Consider the following 18,801-nt stretch of genomic DNA (forward strand, 5'->3'; position numbering starts at 1 on the left):
AGATATTTATGAACGAATTGTAGCAAAAGGGAAGAGTAAAAAACTGGCTTTAATAGCTGTGTGTAATAAGCTTCTAAAACAGGCTTTTGCTATCGTAAAATCTGGTTTAATATATGACGATTCATATAGAAGTATTTTAGTGAAAAGTTAATGCATTTTTACTTGCTTTTTACCACAGTACTTTGTTGGGCTTAGTTTTTTAATTTGTTAATTAGTCTATCTTCATATTTATCATAATCTTGACTACAATAAAAAGGTAATTCATTATAATTGTCAGAGTTCAAAACTGAATAATATCCACAATCAACTCCAAAAGTGTTTTTAATTTTTTCTGCCAATTTTTTGGTCATATCTTCTCTTTGAGACAGACTTCTGGAGTCAGAAAACTCATAAGGAAAACAAAGATATTTTCCTTCTTTATTTAATTCCACTCTTTCATTATTAATCAATGCTCTTGCCAAATCACTAAGACTATCGTAAATCCATAGCCAACAACCTCCAAGTTCCCCTTGTTCAGGTTTTTGGTAATTATTTTCGACTTCTTTTACTAATGAAGTAAACTGTTTATATATTTTATCATCTCGTTTTTTATTTGGCGTTATATATATTGATAAATCAATTGTACTTTTAATTATCTCTTTTTCTTCTTGACTAGGCTCTAAAATTGATTTTATTTTTTCGATTTGTTCGGTGTAAAAAATAAATCTAAATGGAGAATAGTTATTTCTATCAAATATTGCTAGAATATCACACAAAATTAATTCAGCTTCCGATTTTGTTTTTACGATTACTCCAATATCTGAAATTCCTTGTTCTAGTATTTCTAATCCAGGAAAATCCTCAACTTCAGAAACGATTCCAAATTCCTCCAATTCTTTTTCAAACTCAACGATACTTTCATTGTATGGATACCTCCACTCTCTTTCGTGTGTCCAATCAATTTTTCTTGTGGACGATGGATTATATGTTACATATCTGTATTGTTCAAGCATTGGTAAAACACTTTGGTCAATTATCCTTTCGTTTTTTTTAGTGTTTTTAACATTTAAGTCATTGGAACTTAACCCATAAATCACAGGTCTTGCTCCAAGTTTAAATAATTCTGATTTTAAAAAAGATAAACCATAAGAACTAATTGCTTGACCTAGTTTTTCTCTTTTGTAAGATGTTTCAAGAAAAGCTGCTAATGGCATTTCAGTAAAACAAATTGCTGGTCTATTTCCATAAATAGTCCGATAATTATTTCTTATAGACCAAGTTGCAAAAATTTTATTATGACGAATTGCAGCTCGTAGTAGAAAGAAAGGGTTATATATATTTTCTTCAGCTAAATGGTCAAATCCCCAATTTTCAGGAAAAGTAACATAATCTTTACTTTCTGTATCTACTTCTCTAAAAAAGTGAATTAATCTATCAGATAAGTCATATCTATTGGTATTTTTCATTAGCTTGAAACTTGGTTTTTTAAATTAAGCCCAACGGTTAGTATATGAAAAGTAGGGCAGTTAATAAGCACTTACTTTCGGGTTTAAGACTTAGCTAAATATAAATATTTTGCTTTTATTTTTCGTTTAAATGCCAAATTTTATATTTAGCGGACTTTGTAAATAAACACAGAACTTTGGAGTTAACACAAAAGCCCTATTTTTTATATACATTGTTAGGTTTTTGTGCTTTTTTATTGTGTTTCTACGTTTACAACACCAAACCATTCAGTTATTTTATTCATTGCTGATTCTCCCATTTGAGAAAGAGCTAAAACGACTAAATTCTCTTTAGCTCTTGAACAAGAAACATAAAATAAATTTTTTGTTCTTAATTCTCTATCTGAGTTTGTTTCACTACCATCAAAAAAGTATTGAAAATTATATTTTTGAGGCCAACTGGCATCATCAATTACAACTAAAACATTTCTATATTCTTCTCCTTTTGTTCCGTGTTTTGTTGAATATGAAGTTTGTTCTTGAATATGTTTAAAAGCACAAATTATCTCATTATAATTAATATGCATTAATGATTCGTAGAATGCTTTATTTTTAGTTGCTCTCTTCTTTTCCTCATCATCTGTAATACTTTCTATATCTATTTTTATTTTTTCTAGAAACCGTTGTAAGTTCCTAGAAAATAACGATAATTGGTTTGTTTGGCAAAAATCAAAAACATCTTGAACTGTTCCAGTCGTTCTTAATTTAGTTAACTCCTCTAATTTATTTTCTATTTCTTTTTTATCAGAATGTTTAGTTAGAGAACTAAAAATACCCTGTTGTTTTAAGTACTTTATAACTCTGTTATAGTTTTTCTGTTCCCAAAATGAAGCTAAATGTTCTATTCCCGTTTCTCGTTCTTTAGAAGTTTTTTTATCTTTAGAACCAAAGAAGTATGAAGCAAAATGATTTTCTCTATTTAATAATTCTGCTTTAGGGTCATAAAACCTTTTAGAATACGTTTTGTATAGCTTTCCAAAACCTGCTCTTTCAGCAACTTTACTATTTGCTATTATTAAAATTTTATCATCCCCAAACTCTGAAAAATCCCAACCATTTTTTTCTAAACTTGAAACGACTTTGTCATAGTCTGTATTTTTTTTAGGTGCAATTCTTTCGTAATAAGCCCTTTTACCTTCTTTTGGTTGTATTGGTGCATTTATACAATTAATAAACTGAACAATTCCTTCAATACTTTTTTTACTTTCAGGAATAATCTGAGTTATATTATCTCGTATGTTATTTAAAAGATTGACCACATTTTCAGAAGAACGATAATTATCATCTTTTGTTACGAGTTCAAGTTTGTTTGAATCAATATAAGTTTGCAATGAGCCAACTCCTTCATCATAGATTTTTTGATAAGAATCTCCGTAGAAACCAACTAATAGTTTTGATTTATTTCTTTCAAGTAGATAATTTACAATAGCATCAACAGTTTCACTAGCTGTATCTTGATACTCGTCTATAAAAATATAAGGATATTTTTGACCTAAGATTTGAGTTAAAGCAGTATAGTTTCTAAACATCTGTAATGATAAAGTTATTACATCATCGTGATGGAGACTTCCTTGTTCAAAATCTCTATAACCACTATCGTCATATTTCACATCTGTTTTAATCCTATCTTTTAATCCAGTTTTATATTTTTCAGGTTTTTTACTATTAGCAATCATAAACTCGTTTAAAACATCTAATTCAATAATTAGTTGTTTATTGAACCTTTTGATGCAATCCCACAAAAATTCGTGAATTGTGGAAACAATGACTAAAGGATTATTTTCAAGTCTTTCAATAATTTCATTTTTTGCAACATTGGTATAAGTAATACAAACAATTCTTTGGTTGTTTAGTTTGATACTTTCTCCCTTAGTTTCTAAAACGTAATTTATGGTTTGAATTAGAGTATACGTTTTTCCTGAACCTGCACCAGCTTCAAGGACAAAACTTTTGTTTTCTTCTATATGTTTTTTAATTTGTTCTATAGCTACCATTCTAATCGTTTTCAGCTAACCAAATTAAACCTTCATTTATATATGCTGGAACTTTCCATTCTCCATATTCCTTTTCATTAAAAGACATAATATCGAATGTAAACTCTGTTTTTTGTTTTGAATTAAATTTAGTTGGTATTTCTTTAGAAATATCTATTTTCTTTTTTCTTAAATAAGAAAATTCATCCTTTATTTTTTTTCTTTTATCAATAGGATGTTCGGTTAAAAAGAAATCTTTATTTGCATTTATAAAAGCATCTTCAAAACTTCTTGCGTTATAACTGTTTTCATTTGTTTGATAAGCCACACGAATGTTCTCTTGTATCTTATCTTCAACTTTACAATTTACTAAATCAGATATAGTAGTTTTATTTGGTAACCAGTTTATTAAAGTGTAATTAGTTGTGTATTCACCTTTAGAAACAGGACATTTGCCATCTTTTTTATTACTTGAATCAATATCAGTAATTATCAAGGTTCTTACATTAATAAACTCTAACATTTCTCTAAAAGAATGAGCATACGCTCCGCCAACTTCAAGTATAGAAACATATTCATTACATAATGATTTAGCACTTTTTTTAATCATTTGAGGTAAAAGCATACGTTCAGTTGTTCCTTCAACTAATATGACTTTATCTGCAAAAAATAAATCAGATTTATGAAGTGTTAGATATTGCCTTAAAAATCTAAAAGTTCGTGCATCATCTTTAATTTTTAAATTATTAAAATCTTGATTAGTTATTTTATATCCTCCAGATGCTGTTTTTAATCTATTGAAATATCTAATTCTATTAAACCCTCTTTCTGTTTCAATCCCTGATTCTGAAAGTATATGTGAAGAATGCGTTGTAATTATAACCTGTATCTGAATATTATATTTATTTCTGGCTTCTTTTACAAGTTCCGCTACTTGACTAATAAATACTTGTTGCATTTGCGGATGCATATGAGCTTCTGGTTCTTCAATAAGTACAACAAGAAAATTTGAAAGCTTTTCCTCTTTAGAGTTTTTAAATTTCTCAATGAAACTAGCTAATTCTAAAATCATATAAATTAGATTACTGTAACCTAGTCCGTTATAGCTCTCAGGTAAGTTTATTTCATTTTGTTTATATAAATATTGGATATTGTTTTTTAATACTTTTTCAGAATCAAATATAGAATCAATTTCTATAGGAGGTATTGAAACAGGTGTATTAGCTCCAAACTTCTTTAATTCAAGCATTATATTTTCTAATACTTTCTTATATCTTTCTTTTAAATCAGAAGCAACTACTTTAAGAGCATCTTCTAATTCTTCAACATCTTTATTGTCTGTTTTATCTCTATGACTATAGTAATTTGAAAAACCTAGAGATAATGCATTGTTAGAATCGCCTTTTATGTCATCTAAAACTCTCATTGCTTTTATGCTTTCAAAAAGTACTATTTTTTGAATTTTAGTTTTAAAGCTATCTTCAATTTTTCTATGATATTCAGATTCTTTATCTATTGCGTAACAAACAGTTTCGTATAAGAAGTATATATTTTTATGTAGATATTCTATTAATTCTATCGTTGTATCTTCTCTCTTATCGAATGATTGAAATATCTTTAAAGTATTTTTCGGCTCAAAAGAAATACAAATTGTAGCATCATTTCTAGAATCTTCTAAGTCAGTTATAAATTCACTAAGTTCAACTAATGATTCATTATTTTCTTTATTGTACTGAATTTCAAAATTGACTTTAATTTTAGGGATTTCGGCTATTAGTTCTAACTCTATTTTTTCTTTATCTTCTTCTGTAATTCCGTCTTTTCTAGATTCTAAATATTTACTATAAATAGATTTGAAAATAACATAAGAGCTTTGAGAAAAATCCTCAAAAACAAATTTGCTATCAGTAGATGTAGCTAGTTTTAGTGCTTCAAAAAAAGAAGTTTTTCCAGTGTTATTCTTTCCGACTATTAACGTCATGTTATCTTCAAGATTACAATCTATATTTTCTAATAATCTGAAATTTTGAATTTCAATTTTCTTTATTTTCATTTAGCTGATTTTATTGGAGGAGATTGGTTTTTTCGCATGAAACCTAACGGTTTTGTGTATGATTTCGTTGCGTGTTTGAGCAACTAAATTAGCAAATACAAACCGAATAGAAAATCCGCGAGGATTTTCGTAAGTAGGCAAGTATTAGCAATGAATTATACACGTTGTTGCCAGTAGTTATTTATTCACTTTTCTTCCATAAACTGATATTTTAATCGGAAAAATTTGAAGTTCAATTCCTTCTCCAAGGCTAAATGAAAATGTTTTAGTTTTCTTTAGTATGCCTTTTGAAGTATATGAATTTCCAGTCAAATTATTATATGCTTGTACACCATTGGAATGAAAGGCGCTACCAGTCAAATTGTTATAAGCCTGAACTCCATTAGAATGAAAGGCACTTCCAGTCAAATTATTATAGGCTTGAACTCCATTAGAATGGAAAGCACTACCAGTTAAATTATTGTAAGCTTGAACTCCGTTTGGATGAAAAGCACAACCTGTTAAATCATTCCATTTATATACTCCATTTGGGTGTTTTAAACTAGCCATATTCTATACTTGAATTTAGTTATTATGTAAAAACCATTCGTAAAGTAATGGTTTCATTGATTTTTCTTCTATAGTTTCTTGTTCATAATTTAAGACAAAATCTCTTGGAATTTCAATTCCATAATATGTGTGTGGTAAACTATCATTCTCTTCGTTAAATGGGTCTTCAGCATCCTCAATTCTGGCTAGGTCAATTATGTTTCCATCTACAGTATTAAAACTATGCGTAATAATCGGGTAAGGGAATGTATTACGAGATACAAAGCCTGTATAATATGTAAAATTACAATCTGCAATTGTTGAAGCTTTTGCCGAATAGTGACATTGATAGTGAATATGTTCATATCCAAGGTCAGTAATTCCATTTAACATTTCATTACTTGGAACTACATCATTATAAGATTCTATTGTATTGATTTCTTGCAAATTATCTCTAACCCATTGATTAAAAACATCCTTTTCAAGTCCATAGATTTCATTGTAAAAAATTCCGCCTTCGTCAAGGCATAATTCGTAAAAATCTATTTCGTTCAAATTCATTTATTTTCGGTTTTTGATAGACTATGCAGGTTTTCTTTAATTACTGGCAACAAAAGGATATAACCTATTGTCTATAATTTATTTATAAATGTAATGTTTTTATTTAAATAATCCTTTGGATTTTTGTTTGTCGAAATGTGTAAAGTTAGTAACAGAATTTTTCTGTATTCAACATAGTTTAATTGTTACATCAAGCGACTTCTAGTTGTTGGCTCATTTTAATTTCAAATCATTTAAAAATATGTAGTAATGATTTCGTTCTAAGATACGTGTATGGTAAAAATCATTACACCTCCATAAGTTGAATTAAGCATTGTTTTAAAATATATTCTAAATATTGAGTCTTGAAAACCATAAAGCAAGGTTTTAGAGTTCATTTTAAGCTTAAATAAAATAATATAATACAGATTTTTAAAAAGTATTAAAAATGTAAGAATGTATTACAATTAATGTATATTTGAGAGTATAATTAAATATAAATCAGAGTACACAATACAGTACACGATTTTATAGCGGAAAGGCTACAGGGGTTATTTTTGAAAAAAAATATCAAACTCATAACCCGAAGGTCACTGGTTCGAGTCCAGTTCCCGCTACAAGGCGAAAGCCATTAAAATCAACGGATTGTGTCTCACAATCCGTTTTTTTATGTCTTCGTTTTCCGTATTTTTGCGTGCAGTACACGATACAGTACACGATTACCCGATGAAATTAACCTACACAGAACCTAAAATATACACAGGTGGTGTTGACGTCTCTAAATGGTCTTCACTAAAAAAAGTCTGAACAAAAAGCAGCGCTTTCTAAAGCTTGGTAGGTGTAGTATTCGTATCGTGATCCCAAAACTCAAAAATTAAAAAGACAAGCTTTTGAAAAAGCGATGGTGATTAAAGTACAAACTTTAAAAGATTAATTCGTAATCACAGTATAAACGTTTTATCAATTCATGTAGAAAATGCTTGAAGACTTAAAGATTCGTTTTTAAATCTTTGTAAAGAAGTTTCCATTTAGGATTTATTCCCATAGCAGGACTATGAGATGAATATGACGTTTTTTTATGGCGATTAGGAGCATTATACGCTTATGGAGATAGGAATTCTATGTCTGGGCTAATCTTGGCATAAGGAGTGCTTATGTCGATTTTGAGCTGTATTTGTTTTTGTGTTGAAGCTCAGGTTAACATTTTTAATTTTAGAAGGTATAGATCAGATAAGCTTGTCCATTTCGGGTTGAATGATCTTGTCTTAGGGTATGTCTAAGTTATCTAGAGCGCTTTTATGTTGGCGTGGTGTGTATAGTATACGACAACTTTCGTTTTAAAAAAAATACTTCATCAAAGCAAAAAGCGGTATAAGTTTGGACCTAAACCGCTATTATTATACATTTTCTTAAGGATTCAACTTCTAGTTGTGGCCAAAAATGACCTAGTTTCACCCGTATAAGTTCTGCTTATACATTCTGATGATTAAAATTCCTTTTCATCAAAATAGCCTTATAGTTTATCTCTAACTATGCGATGGTGAAGAAAAACTTTTTACAAATTTTATTTCGCAGCTTAAAACCAGTTTGATCGTTATGTGTTTTATAAGATCAGATACTGTATGTGCTGTTTTTCTATTTTCTTATGTTTGAGGGTTGGAAGTGTTCACTATTTTCAAAATGAGAAATATGGAATACTTTTTTAGTATTTCTATGTTTAGATTATGGTGAGTATTTCACTTTCGGCTAATCTAGATTTTGGTGTTTTGTCAGTAGAATTAAAATCAGAAGTTGCTCTGTAACCTAAAGAAACAGCGACTAAAGACGTATAACCTTTTTCTCTTAATCCAAATTCTTCATCTAAGGCTTTTACATCAATGCCTTCCATTGGTGTCGCATCGATTCCCAGACTTGCCACACCTAATAAGAAACTTCCAAGGTTTAAGTAAACTTGTTTTTCCATCCAATGATTCAAGTCTTTCAAATCAAATTTATGAATTTCTGAAAAGGCTTTTACTGCCCCTAAAAATCTATTTTTAATATCTTTATTCGGAAATCTTCCGCTTTCATCTTCTGTATTGGCAATATGTTGATAATACTTTTCATCAGCATCAATTTTTGAACAAAAAACGACCACTGCAGAAGCGTTTAAAACTTTGGGTTCATTAAAATTAAAAAAACCTTGCGTTCCTTTTGCAATTCTTTCTTTACCTTCTTTTGATTCGGCTATAATGAAATGCCAAGGTTGTAGGTTTACGCTAGATGGACTCATTCTCAATAGGTTTTTAACTTCATTCATATCGGAATCCGATATTGTTTTACTTGGGTCAAATTCCTTAGTGGTGTACCTCCAGTTAAGTGTTTCTTTTAAGTTCATTTTTTAGCTGTTTTATTATACTATATTTATTATAGTAGCAAAAATAAGTATAGTTTTGTACCTTTGCAATAACGGTCAAAAATGATAGTATAAATTATATGGAATCAGAACCACCACAAATGCTCAAATTTAAAGGAAAAGAATATCCTTGCTGTGCAAGTTTAACCATGGGATTAATAGGGGGGAAGTGGAAAACTGTTATTCTCTTTCATTTGATGAATGAAAAATTGAGATATAACGAATTGAGAAAAGCCATGCCAGCCGTTACCGAAAGAACATTAAGCTTACAGCTAAAAGCTTTAGAAGAAGATGGTTTACTAAAAAGAAAGGTGTATACATCAAAACCACCTTTAAAAGTGGAATATTCTCTCACAGATTTCGGAAAAACTTTGATTCCTTTAATTCAATCTATAGCAGATTGGGGAGATTTAGTGGTAGAGAAATATTCCTAGCTCCCTGTGGTTTTATCTTAGTGCCAAGCTTTGGTATTGGGTTTATTGGGTGGTGCTACAACTAAGGTAACAAACCTGCTCAAGCCCGTTTAAACCCGTAAAATTCTGTAAGAATTGTTGGCAGTAGGCTTGAACCTCGTCATTAGTTTTAGACCTTGTTAGCTCCAGTTATTTGAAACGCGATTAAGATTTATCATTTTCTTCTGAATTATTTTTTTTATCAAGTGTGGTTCCAATTCCAACTCCAAGGGCTATTCCTACACTGAGCCATAAGCCTAGGTTTCCAGTGGCAACGCCAACCGCGGTTCCAATTGCAATTTCACGAGCTAATTTGTTTTTTTTCGTCATAAAGGTTTTGATTATTTACGTTTTTTTGAGCTTGAGTCTGAATAAAGAATCAGGTCTAAACAGATTCTAATAGTATTTGTTGGCTTTTAGTCATAAACGTTACAAACCTTATTTATAAGCGTTTTTTTGAAGAATCTTGCTAAGGTGTTTGTATAGGGGTTGTTGTGTAATTTAGCCCATATTTAGTAACGGGGTATTCTAAAATAAAAGCAATACAGGATAAGGGCGGAATTTTGAAGCATGCTAAATGCTAGATTCAATTTGATTCCTATTTGTCATTAATCACATATCTGTAACAAATTCAATATTTTAACGTCTTACAATTAAACGTAAATACCTTAAACTATGAAAAATTTGTTAAGATCATTTAAACAAAAATGGATGCAATTCTACCAGTGTGAATTAAAAGCCTTTAACAGATTACTTGGAATTAAATAAACCTTACTGAATTTTCATTTGAGGTTTGCCTGAATCTTTTGGTATGCAGTTTCTAATTGAATCCGTTAGTTAACTGTATGCATTGTTAGTCCTAGTATTTTTTAAGGCCTTGTTTAAGGTCTCAATATATTCTTTTCGTTTAAGTAATTGACTCACATTAGCTTCAAACGTTTTGATATTATTTAATTTCGGAAAGGCTAATTTATTTTTAGCGATTGAAGTTGAAATCAGAATATTGAAGTAATTATACATTAGGATTATTTTTTGCAAAACGTCAGTTTCCACAACTTCAAACCCCATTTTTTCTGCTGTTCTTTTGTTTAGGATATAGCTTGTTCCTCTAATGGTCATGGTGGGGTCCTTTTCGTACGTTTCAATAAGGCGCAATAGTCCATCCAAATACTGTTGGATGATAAAATCGGTTCTTTGTTTGCCATTCATTGTTTTGTCAATTACAAAATAGTAATCAAATAATGTTCCGCCGTGAATTTTGATAAATCCGTTTTTAGGTGTCTCGGCAATGAATAAAGATGAATAATAAATGAGTTTTCCACTTTTCTTTAAGGAAGGCATATCGAAGAAAGGTGCAATTATAGAAAGGCTTATTGCAAAGGTTAAAATTCCAATGAGGTATAGTCCTGAAGAGAAGGATATAATGACTGATAATACGATAAGGATAAGAGCACAAAACGCTATCGCAATTAAGATGTTATTTTGCGCTCTTTTAGTCTTATTATAAAATTTATGGTTCAATTTTTATGAAGGTGGTTTTGCATTATGGTTAACGGTTTTGTGTACGGTTAGTTGCGTGGTTAAGCAACTAATTTAGCAAACTTTTACGAACCCGTGAAAATTCCGCAGGAATTTTCGCAAGTAAGCACTTAAAAAGCAATTAATTATACACGGTGTTACCACACGTTTTTATTTTTCCATTCAGAAAATCAGTCGTTCGAGTTGATGCCTAATTGAGAATAGAAAAATCAAAATCAAAAGTGTAATTAAATTCGTTTTGAATTTCACATATTCTTGTTTACGATACTCTTTTATTATTCTATAAACCAAAAATCCACCAACGAGTAAAATCGGTAAATAATTAAAAATTAAATCAACGTACCATAATTCCGAAATTCGACTTGCACCAGCTCCCGAACCAAACATTAGGAAAAAAGTAAGTATCTCAATCAAAATCAAAAGTAACAGAATTCCGAAAAAAAGAATTGACCTAATTCCAATTCCGATATAATTTGTCTTTATTTTTAAAAACTCCGTTGCTTTCAATTCAGTTTTTTGTTTTCTAAAATGTCAAATCCAAAAAGTCCTTGTCGAATATCCAATTCCACATTATTGTAGAAGTTCCTTTTTTCATAAAATTCAGATGAAAAGACTAATTCTTTTATTTTTCCATTATAATTAATTCTAAACGTTGGTGTTCGGACGTCAATTCTATATTTTCCTCCAGAAGCTAGTGAGGAAGTCCGAATAATCTCATACGATTCAGTTCTTGTATTTTGGTCAGCGAAATAATAATTCGATAACATAAAGATTGAGCAAGTAATAAATCCAAATCCGATTACATAATGCATTGCGGAATAGAGGTAAAGTCCCCACTATATTCATAAGTGCTCTTATAATTCTTAAAATCGAGAATAAATGCAATTATTCCAACAACCATTATAATTCCGATTGGAATCATCAAATTGATAATGGTTTCTCTGTAAATATTAATTTCCCAAATAATTAAAATTGCTCCTAGAAAGAAAATTACTGGGTAGAATATTTTACGTTGTTTTTGCGTCATTCTCAAATGTGTGGTAACCATAGCACATAACCAATTGCTTATGATTTATTTATAAATGTAATGCTTTTAGTTGAATAATCATTTGGATTTTTGTTTTGCAAAATATGTAAAAGGAGTCGTGTCATTTTTATGCTGTATTACACTGCTATTTATTTTAAATAAGCTTGCCCATCCGTAGGGTTTACAAATCGGTTTTAAAGACATTTAATTTTAAGGCGTCTTCAGAAGTCGCCAAAATAAAGATCTTGTAAGTCTTCCATGTTATCCATGTTGTTTTTCCGTTCTGTATAGGAATGGAGGTAAAGAAAAGGTTTTCTGGGAATCCTCGTCAGCGAGTGACAGCGTATAGGTGTTAAACGATGCTTCCTCTTGACCATTAATAGCAATTGAGCTTTCACTCACACAGGCCTCGTAGGTCATTTTAAGGTTTCCTATAACTGCGGTTTGCCTTAAATCTATAAACATGCTGTTTTCAAAGTCTAATGTTTTAACAACCAACTGGACGTCCTGCTTGTCCACTTTCAAAGAAAATGAATAGTTGAGATAAGCTTTTGGGAAGTTTGTTTTTATAGCATCTACAGACGCCTCATAATACCATAGAACCATCGTGTATTTGGTGTCGTTTTTTACAATATGTAATTGAAGTTGGATCTGTGGCGAATTCTGATCTATGGGGTCGGATTGTATAAAGAGATAGGCGGGTTCTAGAGTTAAATCTTTAAAAGATGTCCTAGGATTCTTTCCGGTTTTAGCGGTATAATTCTCATGCCTTTTTCAGATTGGGCATAGCTATTAATTTGAAAGCATAAGCATAAGACAATCCATAAGTTCCTATTAAAAAGCATCATGTGGAATCTATTTTCGTATTAAAAAAGTTGATCAAATTGAAATAGCCTTATATAATACAGCATAGCCATGAGGGCCAATACATGTATTCCAAAGCCTATGCTGTTTATGATTTTTACATAGGTTTTGTAGCCAAAACCTTTAATGGAATACAACGAAGAGCTTAAAATACAAGCTTCAAAACAGATTAACAATCCTTCGTAAATGTCAATATTATAATGGTTGTTACTCCAGCTAGTAATCACCCAAAAAATAAAGGTAAGGACCACAAAAATAGCATTCACATAGGCTAGTGTCAAAGTTGTTTTTCGCCTTTTATACCCTAGGATAAGGCCTACGAAATGGCCACATAAAACGATAATAAATAGGAGACTTAGGAGGCTAGCAGTCATAACGATTTAGAGTTATGGTTTAAGGTAATGTGATATAATTTTTGAACATCTTTTACAATAATCGTGTCTTTGCTTTCATACAAAATATGAACCCCATTTCCGTTGTTTGCATTTTTTGCTTTAAACCGTGTGGTCTCATCATGTAATGAAAGTTCTACGTAATTATAGCCATAAGGAGTATAACCGCCTACGTAATGATTACCAGAAAATGAATTCCCTAAAACAACCTTACCAAAGGATTTTGGACTTTTCTCTAAATGCCATATCGGTTTTAATGCCTTAAGTTGTGTTTGTTCTAAAATTGCTTTAAATGCATCACTGTGATCGTACGCAGTACAGAGCGCCACTGTTTTGTTTTTGTATTTTAAAACACTGACTTCATGGGTTAATGGAAAAATTGAAACCAAATTTGTGTGTAATGCTTTAAGGCTTTCGGCTAGGCTTTTTTCTTCTTTTTTATAAATAACAGCCGTTAAACTATCTATATGTGCTTTCGTTTCATGTTTATAAACGGATTGTAACGAATCTTTTATGCTAATCCGTCCTCTAATTTTTAGGATTAAAGGTTTTAGAGGTTCTTTTTTGAAATCGTTTTGCATAGACCTCTGGTAGACTACATTTAATTCGGGTTGATCGTGAGGCTTTATCGTGTAAAGCGTTCCGTCATTACTCATATAACTATGCGTATAGCCTGAAGGTTTACCGAGTTGTTTTATGACATTGAATTTTCGATCTAAAATGATCCAATCCCCATTTTCATCATTCGCAAAAATATGGTTTTGGTTGTATTTAATATTGGTTAAGGTATACGGAAATTTCGATATGGCGATTTTACTATTGGTATGCTCAGGAAAAACAGGGATTTCGGGGTGTTTATCCTCCTCTGTTTGTTGGTATCCACAAGAATTAAACAAAAAAATAAAGAGTAGAGCGAGGAGTCTTAGGGGATGCTTCATTGCGTAATTGTTGCCGTGTTTGGTAAAAGGTTCGTTGCACGATTAGAAAGCCAAGGTAGCGAAAAAAGGACTTTTGGAGTGGGAATGCCAATAGAATTTTATAGGAGGCAAAATTTAAGCAATGCCATAGCTAGATTGTTGTCACTGTTATTGATTTGAAGGAAAGAGGCTATCGTGTAATGAGGAATAATCTCGTTTTAGATTTTCACATAAATCGGAATAAAACTTGTTCCATTCAGGTTCAGTCATTCTATTAGCCCGTTTTCCTGTTTTTACGGATATGGCAGAGCCTTTTCGCCATATTAAAGGTAAACCCACCTCTTCTTCCGCCTTCATTCTTCTAATTGTTGTCACTAACGCACCAACACCATTCGGGTTGATCGGAAACTCTTCATCTAATTTTTTTAATGCTTTTTTTATTTCAGCTTCAATCATCCTTATATTTATGTTTTAAAGGTTGTTCAGGGGCTAATCGCTTATCGTTCAGAACGTTTGGTAAAGGGGGAATACGTGGTAAACAACTAATTTAGTGAATAATGACTTGTTATGAAAATCCTTTAAGACTTTCTCGTTAAGTCGCTAAGACGGAACCTATCATTGCATGGTGTTATGCACTGGCTTCTCATCCATTAATTGCTTTTTTAAATTTGGCTTGTAGTGTATTCCGTTTTGCATTTGTTTCCTTTATCATGTCGATACAAGGAAGGGGTAAACTATGACAAATCACGACCCTGGGTTATAGCCCGCGATTTATGGCTTCTTTGCCTTCACGTTAAAATTGATAATCGGTATAAAAATTAGGATTAATGTAAGGGGTATAAACCAAAGGCCCAGATCGTCTATAGGGTCATTTTTTAGTGTTTGGTAGGTTAATGCGCCAAAAATAAGGAGCACGGCTAGTTTTAAATAACGCAGCATCCGATTTGCATTTTTATATTGAAACTCAGCATTACTCGGTGTTATGTCAACCGGATAATTGTTATAAGCATGCGGATGTTTTGTTAAAAGCGTTAAACCAACACCTATTAACGTGGCTAAAACGGGAAGGAAAAATAGGGTCTTTTTGTTACCATAAGCATCAGCTTCTCCTTTGAGGTTGTAATGCGTTACAATGGTTTCAGGTAATTCTGAATACTGTGTGAGGGCCAACACCCACAAACCAAAAAGTAAAACCCAACTGATTAATTCTAGCATTTTATCGGTGGTACTTAGTTTTAATTTTATTTTAGGTTTTTTATTCAAAGCTTGATCTTTTTTAGAATGTCGGATTTTTAGAGGTAAAAGCTGTTAGTGTATGGTCTTTTTAATTCTTTGGTGAGAGTTCAAACTTCTATGATTTGCAGATTTAATTTAGAATACTGTAAATAGTTGGTATAGCGATGTAAATATAAAAATGATTGTTTTAAAAGTAGTCACTATAAAAGTCAATGAAAAAATGCTTTATAGATTGCATTAAAAAATACAAAGCTAATAAAGTATTTAATAAAATTAGAAAGGCTACAAAGCGCGCCCTGTTTAATTAGACATGGTTTTTAAGGCTTCAATAATTTCCTCAGGTTCTGATGGGTTCTATAATCCACATTCATATAAAAATTGGATAGGGTGTAAAAATTAGATTTTTATTCAATTTTATTAAAAATTAATAGCATGCTATCTGCATCAAACCCAATTTCATCTTCTATTAACAATTGCTCACCTGTATAACTCAATTGGAATTTATAAGTAAGAGCATCAATTAATATTTGGTTTTCCATTGCATTGATTACAAAATTGTAAATGTCATTTCTGTTAAAATTGAAGAAAATGAGTAGGGGTAAGTTTACCATTAGTCATTATATTTTTCTATCAGTTTTTGTTGGGTGTAAATTTTACAACGGTCTCGTATAACCGTCAGTTACGGGTTAATATGCGTTAATTTTCGGGTTGGTACAGACCTTAGCTATTCCGAGTGGATTCGGACGTAGTCGAATCCGCCGTAATTGCGGTTATACATTGTTGTACACCGTTTTTTTATTCATTTATTATTTTTCTCATTTCGTTTAGTGCTTTTGTAAAATCAGACATTTTTTTACTCTCTCCAATATGAATTGGAATATTATTTAGTCGATTTGTCAAGTCCTTTATTGGCATATTTTTTAATTCTCCATATTCCGCTTTCCACCAATCTAGTGACTGTAAATTTGCATTTTGAAATCCAGTTGTTTTTCGGTCATTGTCAGTTGGCAAAAAGTCAATTTTTCCGATTATAGAATTTAAATAGTCAAAGTCGGTTATTATTCCATCGTAAGTCAATTGCGCGTATAAAGCCTCTTTGAAAATTTGCTCAATATTTTTTAAATCCGTTGATTTAATGTCAGTCAATATTACGTTATATTTTGTTTTTCCGTTTGTGATTAACCAGCATTTTTTTCTGTCAACATAAAATACGGTTGCGTTCCATTTTCCAAGTATTCCACATTCAGTTTTTTCGTCAGTTGAAATTAATTTCTTAATCAACTTTTCAAGTTTTTTAGTAGTGTGTATTGTCGTTCGCATAAATGGTTTACAACAACAGGATATATCCTATCCCATATTTTTCATAAAAATAAACTTTTAATTAAAAAAATCCCTAGGATTTTTGTTTTACAGAAAAAATCAGGGATTCCTTTTAAAAATAACAAGTTATCGTGTTATTTAGAGTGATGAAACTAAGATGTTTTGAAAATTTATGGCAAGAGCCTAACTTTATTTTAGATCAAGGGTAAGTTTGTGCAATTCGCCTTCTTCAATGATGCCGTTGAGGTTACGGTCTATAAAGCAAACCAAATACAGTTGGTTTAAGTGGGTCGCTTCTATATTTATTTTCTGGTCCTTGTAGTATAAGCTGCTTATTTCGAATTCTAGTTTTGGGGTGCGGCTAGAATCTGCAATACGATTTAATCTTTGGCTAGTGGCATCTTTAAATAAATAGTGATGTCCTTTTTGGTCCAAAAATAGGTAGTCATAGCGTCCGCTTCTACTAGAGGCAATTCCAGAACTCGGAGTTAAAAATGAAAAGTCTTGTTCAGACATTCCAAATTTTACGGTATTTACCAAAGAGTCATGAGAAAAGGCTGCAATTCGTGCGGCATGGAATATGCCGTTGGGCGAATCGGAAAGCTTATTAAAGAAGCGGATAGAAAAGGGTTTACGATCAATTTTTACAGTTTCGGAAACCTCCCGTACCACCGTTTCAGATCTGTTTTGATAAACCATAATGTCCGTTTCACGAGGCCTTAGATTTTTGGTTTTAAGGGCGCTAGACTTGCAAGATTGGGCCAAGAAAAGCACTAGTACGATACGGAATACAAAGGTTAAGGATTTCATAGAAGAGGTAGGCTTAAATGGAGAAAACAAAGAGTGTTATTTTTTACGGGTATTGTAATATTCTATAGCGCGATTTATGGCCTCTTGGCTCATTTGGTTACCACAATAACGACAAATTTGCGCTCGCAGTTTAATGGATTCTTTACACTTTTCGCATTGTTTTTTAGGGTCTATACCAAACCTTAACACTAAATAGGCAATCCAACCGGTCATGGGGTGAATGCCAAAAAGCATCCAGAGTTTAGAAACACCTTTAATTTTTGCCCATTTTAAACCAAACCAAATGGGAATAACCCATAAGATGATTAGTACTAAGACCACAATAGCAAAAGCAATGACGCCGTCATATTGGTTTTCCATCCTCTATAGTTTTCGCGCTTTGGTGCTTGTATTTCGTAAATGACAAGTATAGGCTAAGCGTTATATTTTAATTCAGCGGGTAATTTAGACATTATAATACAAATAGAAAATTTTGAAGGATTTTTTGTGCAGGCCTTTATGTAGTGATGGCCCTAGAACCTCGTTTTTTGTTAAAACAATTGGTTGCGCTGTGTTACGACCTGGTTTTACATGGTCTCGCTTAAGATAGGAGAAGGCTTCACTTTAGATGCTAGCCTTAGGCTTTCGTATTGCTTTGAACTAAAACGAAGATGGTTTTAAATAGGAGCGTGGGCTTTTTCTACTCCATTTTTATAAATGAACTTGAAAAGCCATCGTAGTTGTTGTCAGCTATTTTAAGTTGATTATTGTTGCTTATTTTTATAATTCCGTTTTTTACAAATCCTACATCTTGTTGGTCTATGGTTTCTAAAGTTATAAAACGTGCAGTCTCTCCACTATAAATAGAGGTTTCAAGGCTTAAGGCGTAAGTGCCATTAGCGATTTCAGTTCCATTTTCAGCGATTGAAAAATTATTAGCATCGGTTAAGCTGAGCTCTAATTCTTTTCCGGTGGTTTCAGGAGTTTCTTCAGAATAAAAGAGGCCTCCAGCAGTTTGTGTCCATTGCCATGATCCTACCAAATCTGAATTGCTAATAGCGGTTTCATCATCAGTAGTACTACAAGAACTCAGCGCAAAAGTTAACACTAGGATACAAATAAGGTTTTTCATCGTTTCATTTATTACTTAGATGTTGAAATTTGATTTTGGTTGCGTTAAAAAGAGAATAAACTTTTTGGTTACAGGTTGTGGAGGGGTGTAATCCTGAATTTATAATAAATGGCCGATTTAAGAGGAATTACCAAGTAAACAAGACATAAGGTGTCAAATC

Annotated in this window: 21 protein-coding genes and 1 pseudogene; 2 read left to right on the forward strand and 20 right to left on the reverse strand. The window is 31.5% G+C overall.

The window, feature by feature from the left end; genetic code table 11:
- Positions 1 to 151 (forward strand): annotated as a pseudogene (locus DFQ08_RS16310) (IS110 family transposase); the annotation flags it as partial.
- A 40-nt stretch (positions 152 to 191) separates the two neighbouring features.
- On the opposite strand, the gene DFQ08_RS04755 reads toward DFQ08_RS16310, so the two are convergent.
- The 6 genes from DFQ08_RS04755 to nfsB form a co-directional block, all read right to left on the reverse strand.
- Positions 192 to 1,445: a DUF4427 domain-containing protein gene (locus DFQ08_RS04755; RefSeq protein WP_114308681.1), complete on the reverse strand. Its 1,254-nt coding sequence runs from the start codon at positions 1,443 to 1,445 to the stop codon at positions 192 to 194.
- Positions 1,446 to 1,678: 233 nt separating this feature from the next.
- Complete coding sequence (locus DFQ08_RS04760; RefSeq protein ID WP_114308682.1) at positions 1,679 to 3,478, reverse strand: UvrD-helicase domain-containing protein; 1,800 nt, start codon at positions 3,476 to 3,478, stop codon at positions 1,679 to 1,681.
- A 1-nt stretch (position 3,479) separates the two neighbouring features.
- Positions 3,480 to 5,510 carry an ATP-dependent nuclease gene (locus DFQ08_RS04765; protein WP_114308683.1) on the reverse strand — a complete coding sequence of 677 codons (2,031 nt, stop codon included), beginning with the start codon at positions 5,508 to 5,510 and terminating at the stop codon, positions 3,480 to 3,482.
- A 177-nt stretch (positions 5,511 to 5,687) separates the two neighbouring features.
- On the reverse strand, positions 5,688 to 6,059 hold the full coding sequence (locus DFQ08_RS04770) for a hypothetical protein (protein ID WP_114308684.1): 372 nt from the start codon (positions 6,057 to 6,059) through the stop codon (positions 5,688 to 5,690).
- Between the two features lie 15 nt (positions 6,060 to 6,074).
- The gene (locus DFQ08_RS04775; protein ID WP_114308685.1) at positions 6,075 to 6,599 is read right to left on the reverse strand and encodes a hypothetical protein; all 525 of its coding nucleotides are present in this window, start codon (positions 6,597 to 6,599) and stop codon (positions 6,075 to 6,077) included.
- 1,696 nt (positions 6,600 to 8,295) lie between these two features.
- Positions 8,296 to 8,955 (reverse strand): oxygen-insensitive NAD(P)H nitroreductase, encoded by a 660-nt coding sequence (gene nfsB / locus DFQ08_RS04780; RefSeq protein ID WP_114308686.1) that lies wholly within the window; start codon positions 8,953 to 8,955, stop codon positions 8,296 to 8,298.
- Between the two features lie 119 nt (positions 8,956 to 9,074).
- Here nfsB and DFQ08_RS04785 point away from each other — a divergent pair, with 119 nt between their 5' ends.
- Positions 9,075 to 9,407, forward strand: a complete 333-nt coding sequence (locus tag DFQ08_RS04785; RefSeq protein WP_114309666.1) for a winged helix-turn-helix transcriptional regulator — start codon at positions 9,075 to 9,077, stop codon at positions 9,405 to 9,407.
- Between the two features lie 183 nt (positions 9,408 to 9,590).
- Here the strand turns inward: DFQ08_RS04785 and DFQ08_RS16105 are convergent, their stop codons facing one another.
- The 14 genes from DFQ08_RS16105 to DFQ08_RS04850 all read right to left on the reverse strand — a co-directional run bounded on the left by DFQ08_RS16105 (position 9,591) and on the right by DFQ08_RS04850 (position 18,641).
- Positions 9,591 to 9,755 carry a hypothetical protein gene (locus DFQ08_RS16105; RefSeq protein WP_181858360.1) on the reverse strand — a complete coding sequence of 55 codons (165 nt, stop codon included), beginning with the start codon at positions 9,753 to 9,755 and terminating at the stop codon, positions 9,591 to 9,593.
- 507 nt (positions 9,756 to 10,262) lie between these two features.
- Entirely contained in the window at positions 10,263 to 10,946 is a 684-nt protein-coding gene (locus DFQ08_RS04790; RefSeq protein WP_114308687.1) for a hypothetical protein, read from the reverse strand.
- Positions 10,947 to 11,467: 521 nt separating this feature from the next.
- Positions 11,468 to 11,776, reverse strand: a complete 309-nt coding sequence (locus DFQ08_RS04800) for a hypothetical protein (RefSeq protein ID WP_114308689.1) — start codon at positions 11,774 to 11,776, stop codon at positions 11,468 to 11,470.
- A complete protein-coding gene (locus DFQ08_RS04805; RefSeq protein ID WP_114308690.1) occupies positions 11,764 to 11,991 on the reverse strand; it encodes a hypothetical protein in 228 nt (75 codons plus the stop codon). The genes DFQ08_RS04800 and DFQ08_RS04805 overlap by 13 nt, the downstream gene beginning before the upstream one ends.
- Positions 11,992 to 12,252: 261 nt before the next feature.
- Complete coding sequence (locus DFQ08_RS04810) at positions 12,253 to 12,597, reverse strand: hypothetical protein (protein WP_114308691.1); 345 nt, start codon at positions 12,595 to 12,597, stop codon at positions 12,253 to 12,255.
- A gap of 260 nt (positions 12,598 to 12,857) precedes the next feature.
- Positions 12,858 to 13,136, reverse strand: coding sequence for a hypothetical protein (locus tag DFQ08_RS04815; protein ID WP_147269442.1), 279 nt, complete (start codon positions 13,134 to 13,136; stop codon positions 12,858 to 12,860).
- Positions 13,137 to 13,225: 89 nt separating this feature from the next.
- Positions 13,226 to 14,185, reverse strand: coding sequence for a hypothetical protein (locus tag DFQ08_RS04820; RefSeq protein ID WP_147269443.1), 960 nt, complete (start codon positions 14,183 to 14,185; stop codon positions 13,226 to 13,228).
- Between the two features lie 147 nt (positions 14,186 to 14,332).
- Positions 14,333 to 14,620 carry a hypothetical protein gene (locus DFQ08_RS04825; protein WP_114308694.1) on the reverse strand — a complete coding sequence of 96 codons (288 nt, stop codon included), beginning with the start codon at positions 14,618 to 14,620 and terminating at the stop codon, positions 14,333 to 14,335.
- Positions 14,621 to 14,935: 315 nt separating this feature from the next.
- Entirely contained in the window at positions 14,936 to 15,427 is a 492-nt protein-coding gene (locus DFQ08_RS04830; protein ID WP_114308695.1) for a DUF1648 domain-containing protein, read from the reverse strand.
- Positions 15,428 to 15,804: 377 nt separating this feature from the next.
- On the reverse strand, positions 15,805 to 16,011 hold the full coding sequence (locus DFQ08_RS16030) for a hypothetical protein (RefSeq protein ID WP_147269444.1): 207 nt from the start codon (positions 16,009 to 16,011) through the stop codon (positions 15,805 to 15,807).
- Between the two features lie 184 nt (positions 16,012 to 16,195).
- On the reverse strand, positions 16,196 to 16,720 hold the full coding sequence (locus DFQ08_RS04835) for a DUF6933 domain-containing protein (protein ID WP_114308696.1): 525 nt from the start codon (positions 16,718 to 16,720) through the stop codon (positions 16,196 to 16,198).
- A gap of 189 nt (positions 16,721 to 16,909) precedes the next feature.
- Positions 16,910 to 17,530, reverse strand: a complete 621-nt coding sequence (locus DFQ08_RS04840; protein WP_114308697.1) for a hypothetical protein — start codon at positions 17,528 to 17,530, stop codon at positions 16,910 to 16,912.
- A 36-nt stretch (positions 17,531 to 17,566) separates the two neighbouring features.
- Positions 17,567 to 17,890 carry a hypothetical protein gene (locus DFQ08_RS04845; RefSeq protein ID WP_114308698.1) on the reverse strand — a complete coding sequence of 108 codons (324 nt, stop codon included), beginning with the start codon at positions 17,888 to 17,890 and terminating at the stop codon, positions 17,567 to 17,569.
- 319 nt (positions 17,891 to 18,209) lie between these two features.
- The gene (locus DFQ08_RS04850) at positions 18,210 to 18,641 is read right to left on the reverse strand and encodes a hypothetical protein (protein ID WP_114308699.1); all 432 of its coding nucleotides are present in this window, start codon (positions 18,639 to 18,641) and stop codon (positions 18,210 to 18,212) included.
- Positions 18,642 to 18,801 lie beyond the last annotated feature (160 nt).

It is taken from the genome of Winogradskyella arenosi, assembly GCF_003337305.1.
Lineage (GTDB): Bacteria > Bacteroidota > Bacteroidia > Flavobacteriales > Flavobacteriaceae > Winogradskyella > Winogradskyella arenosi.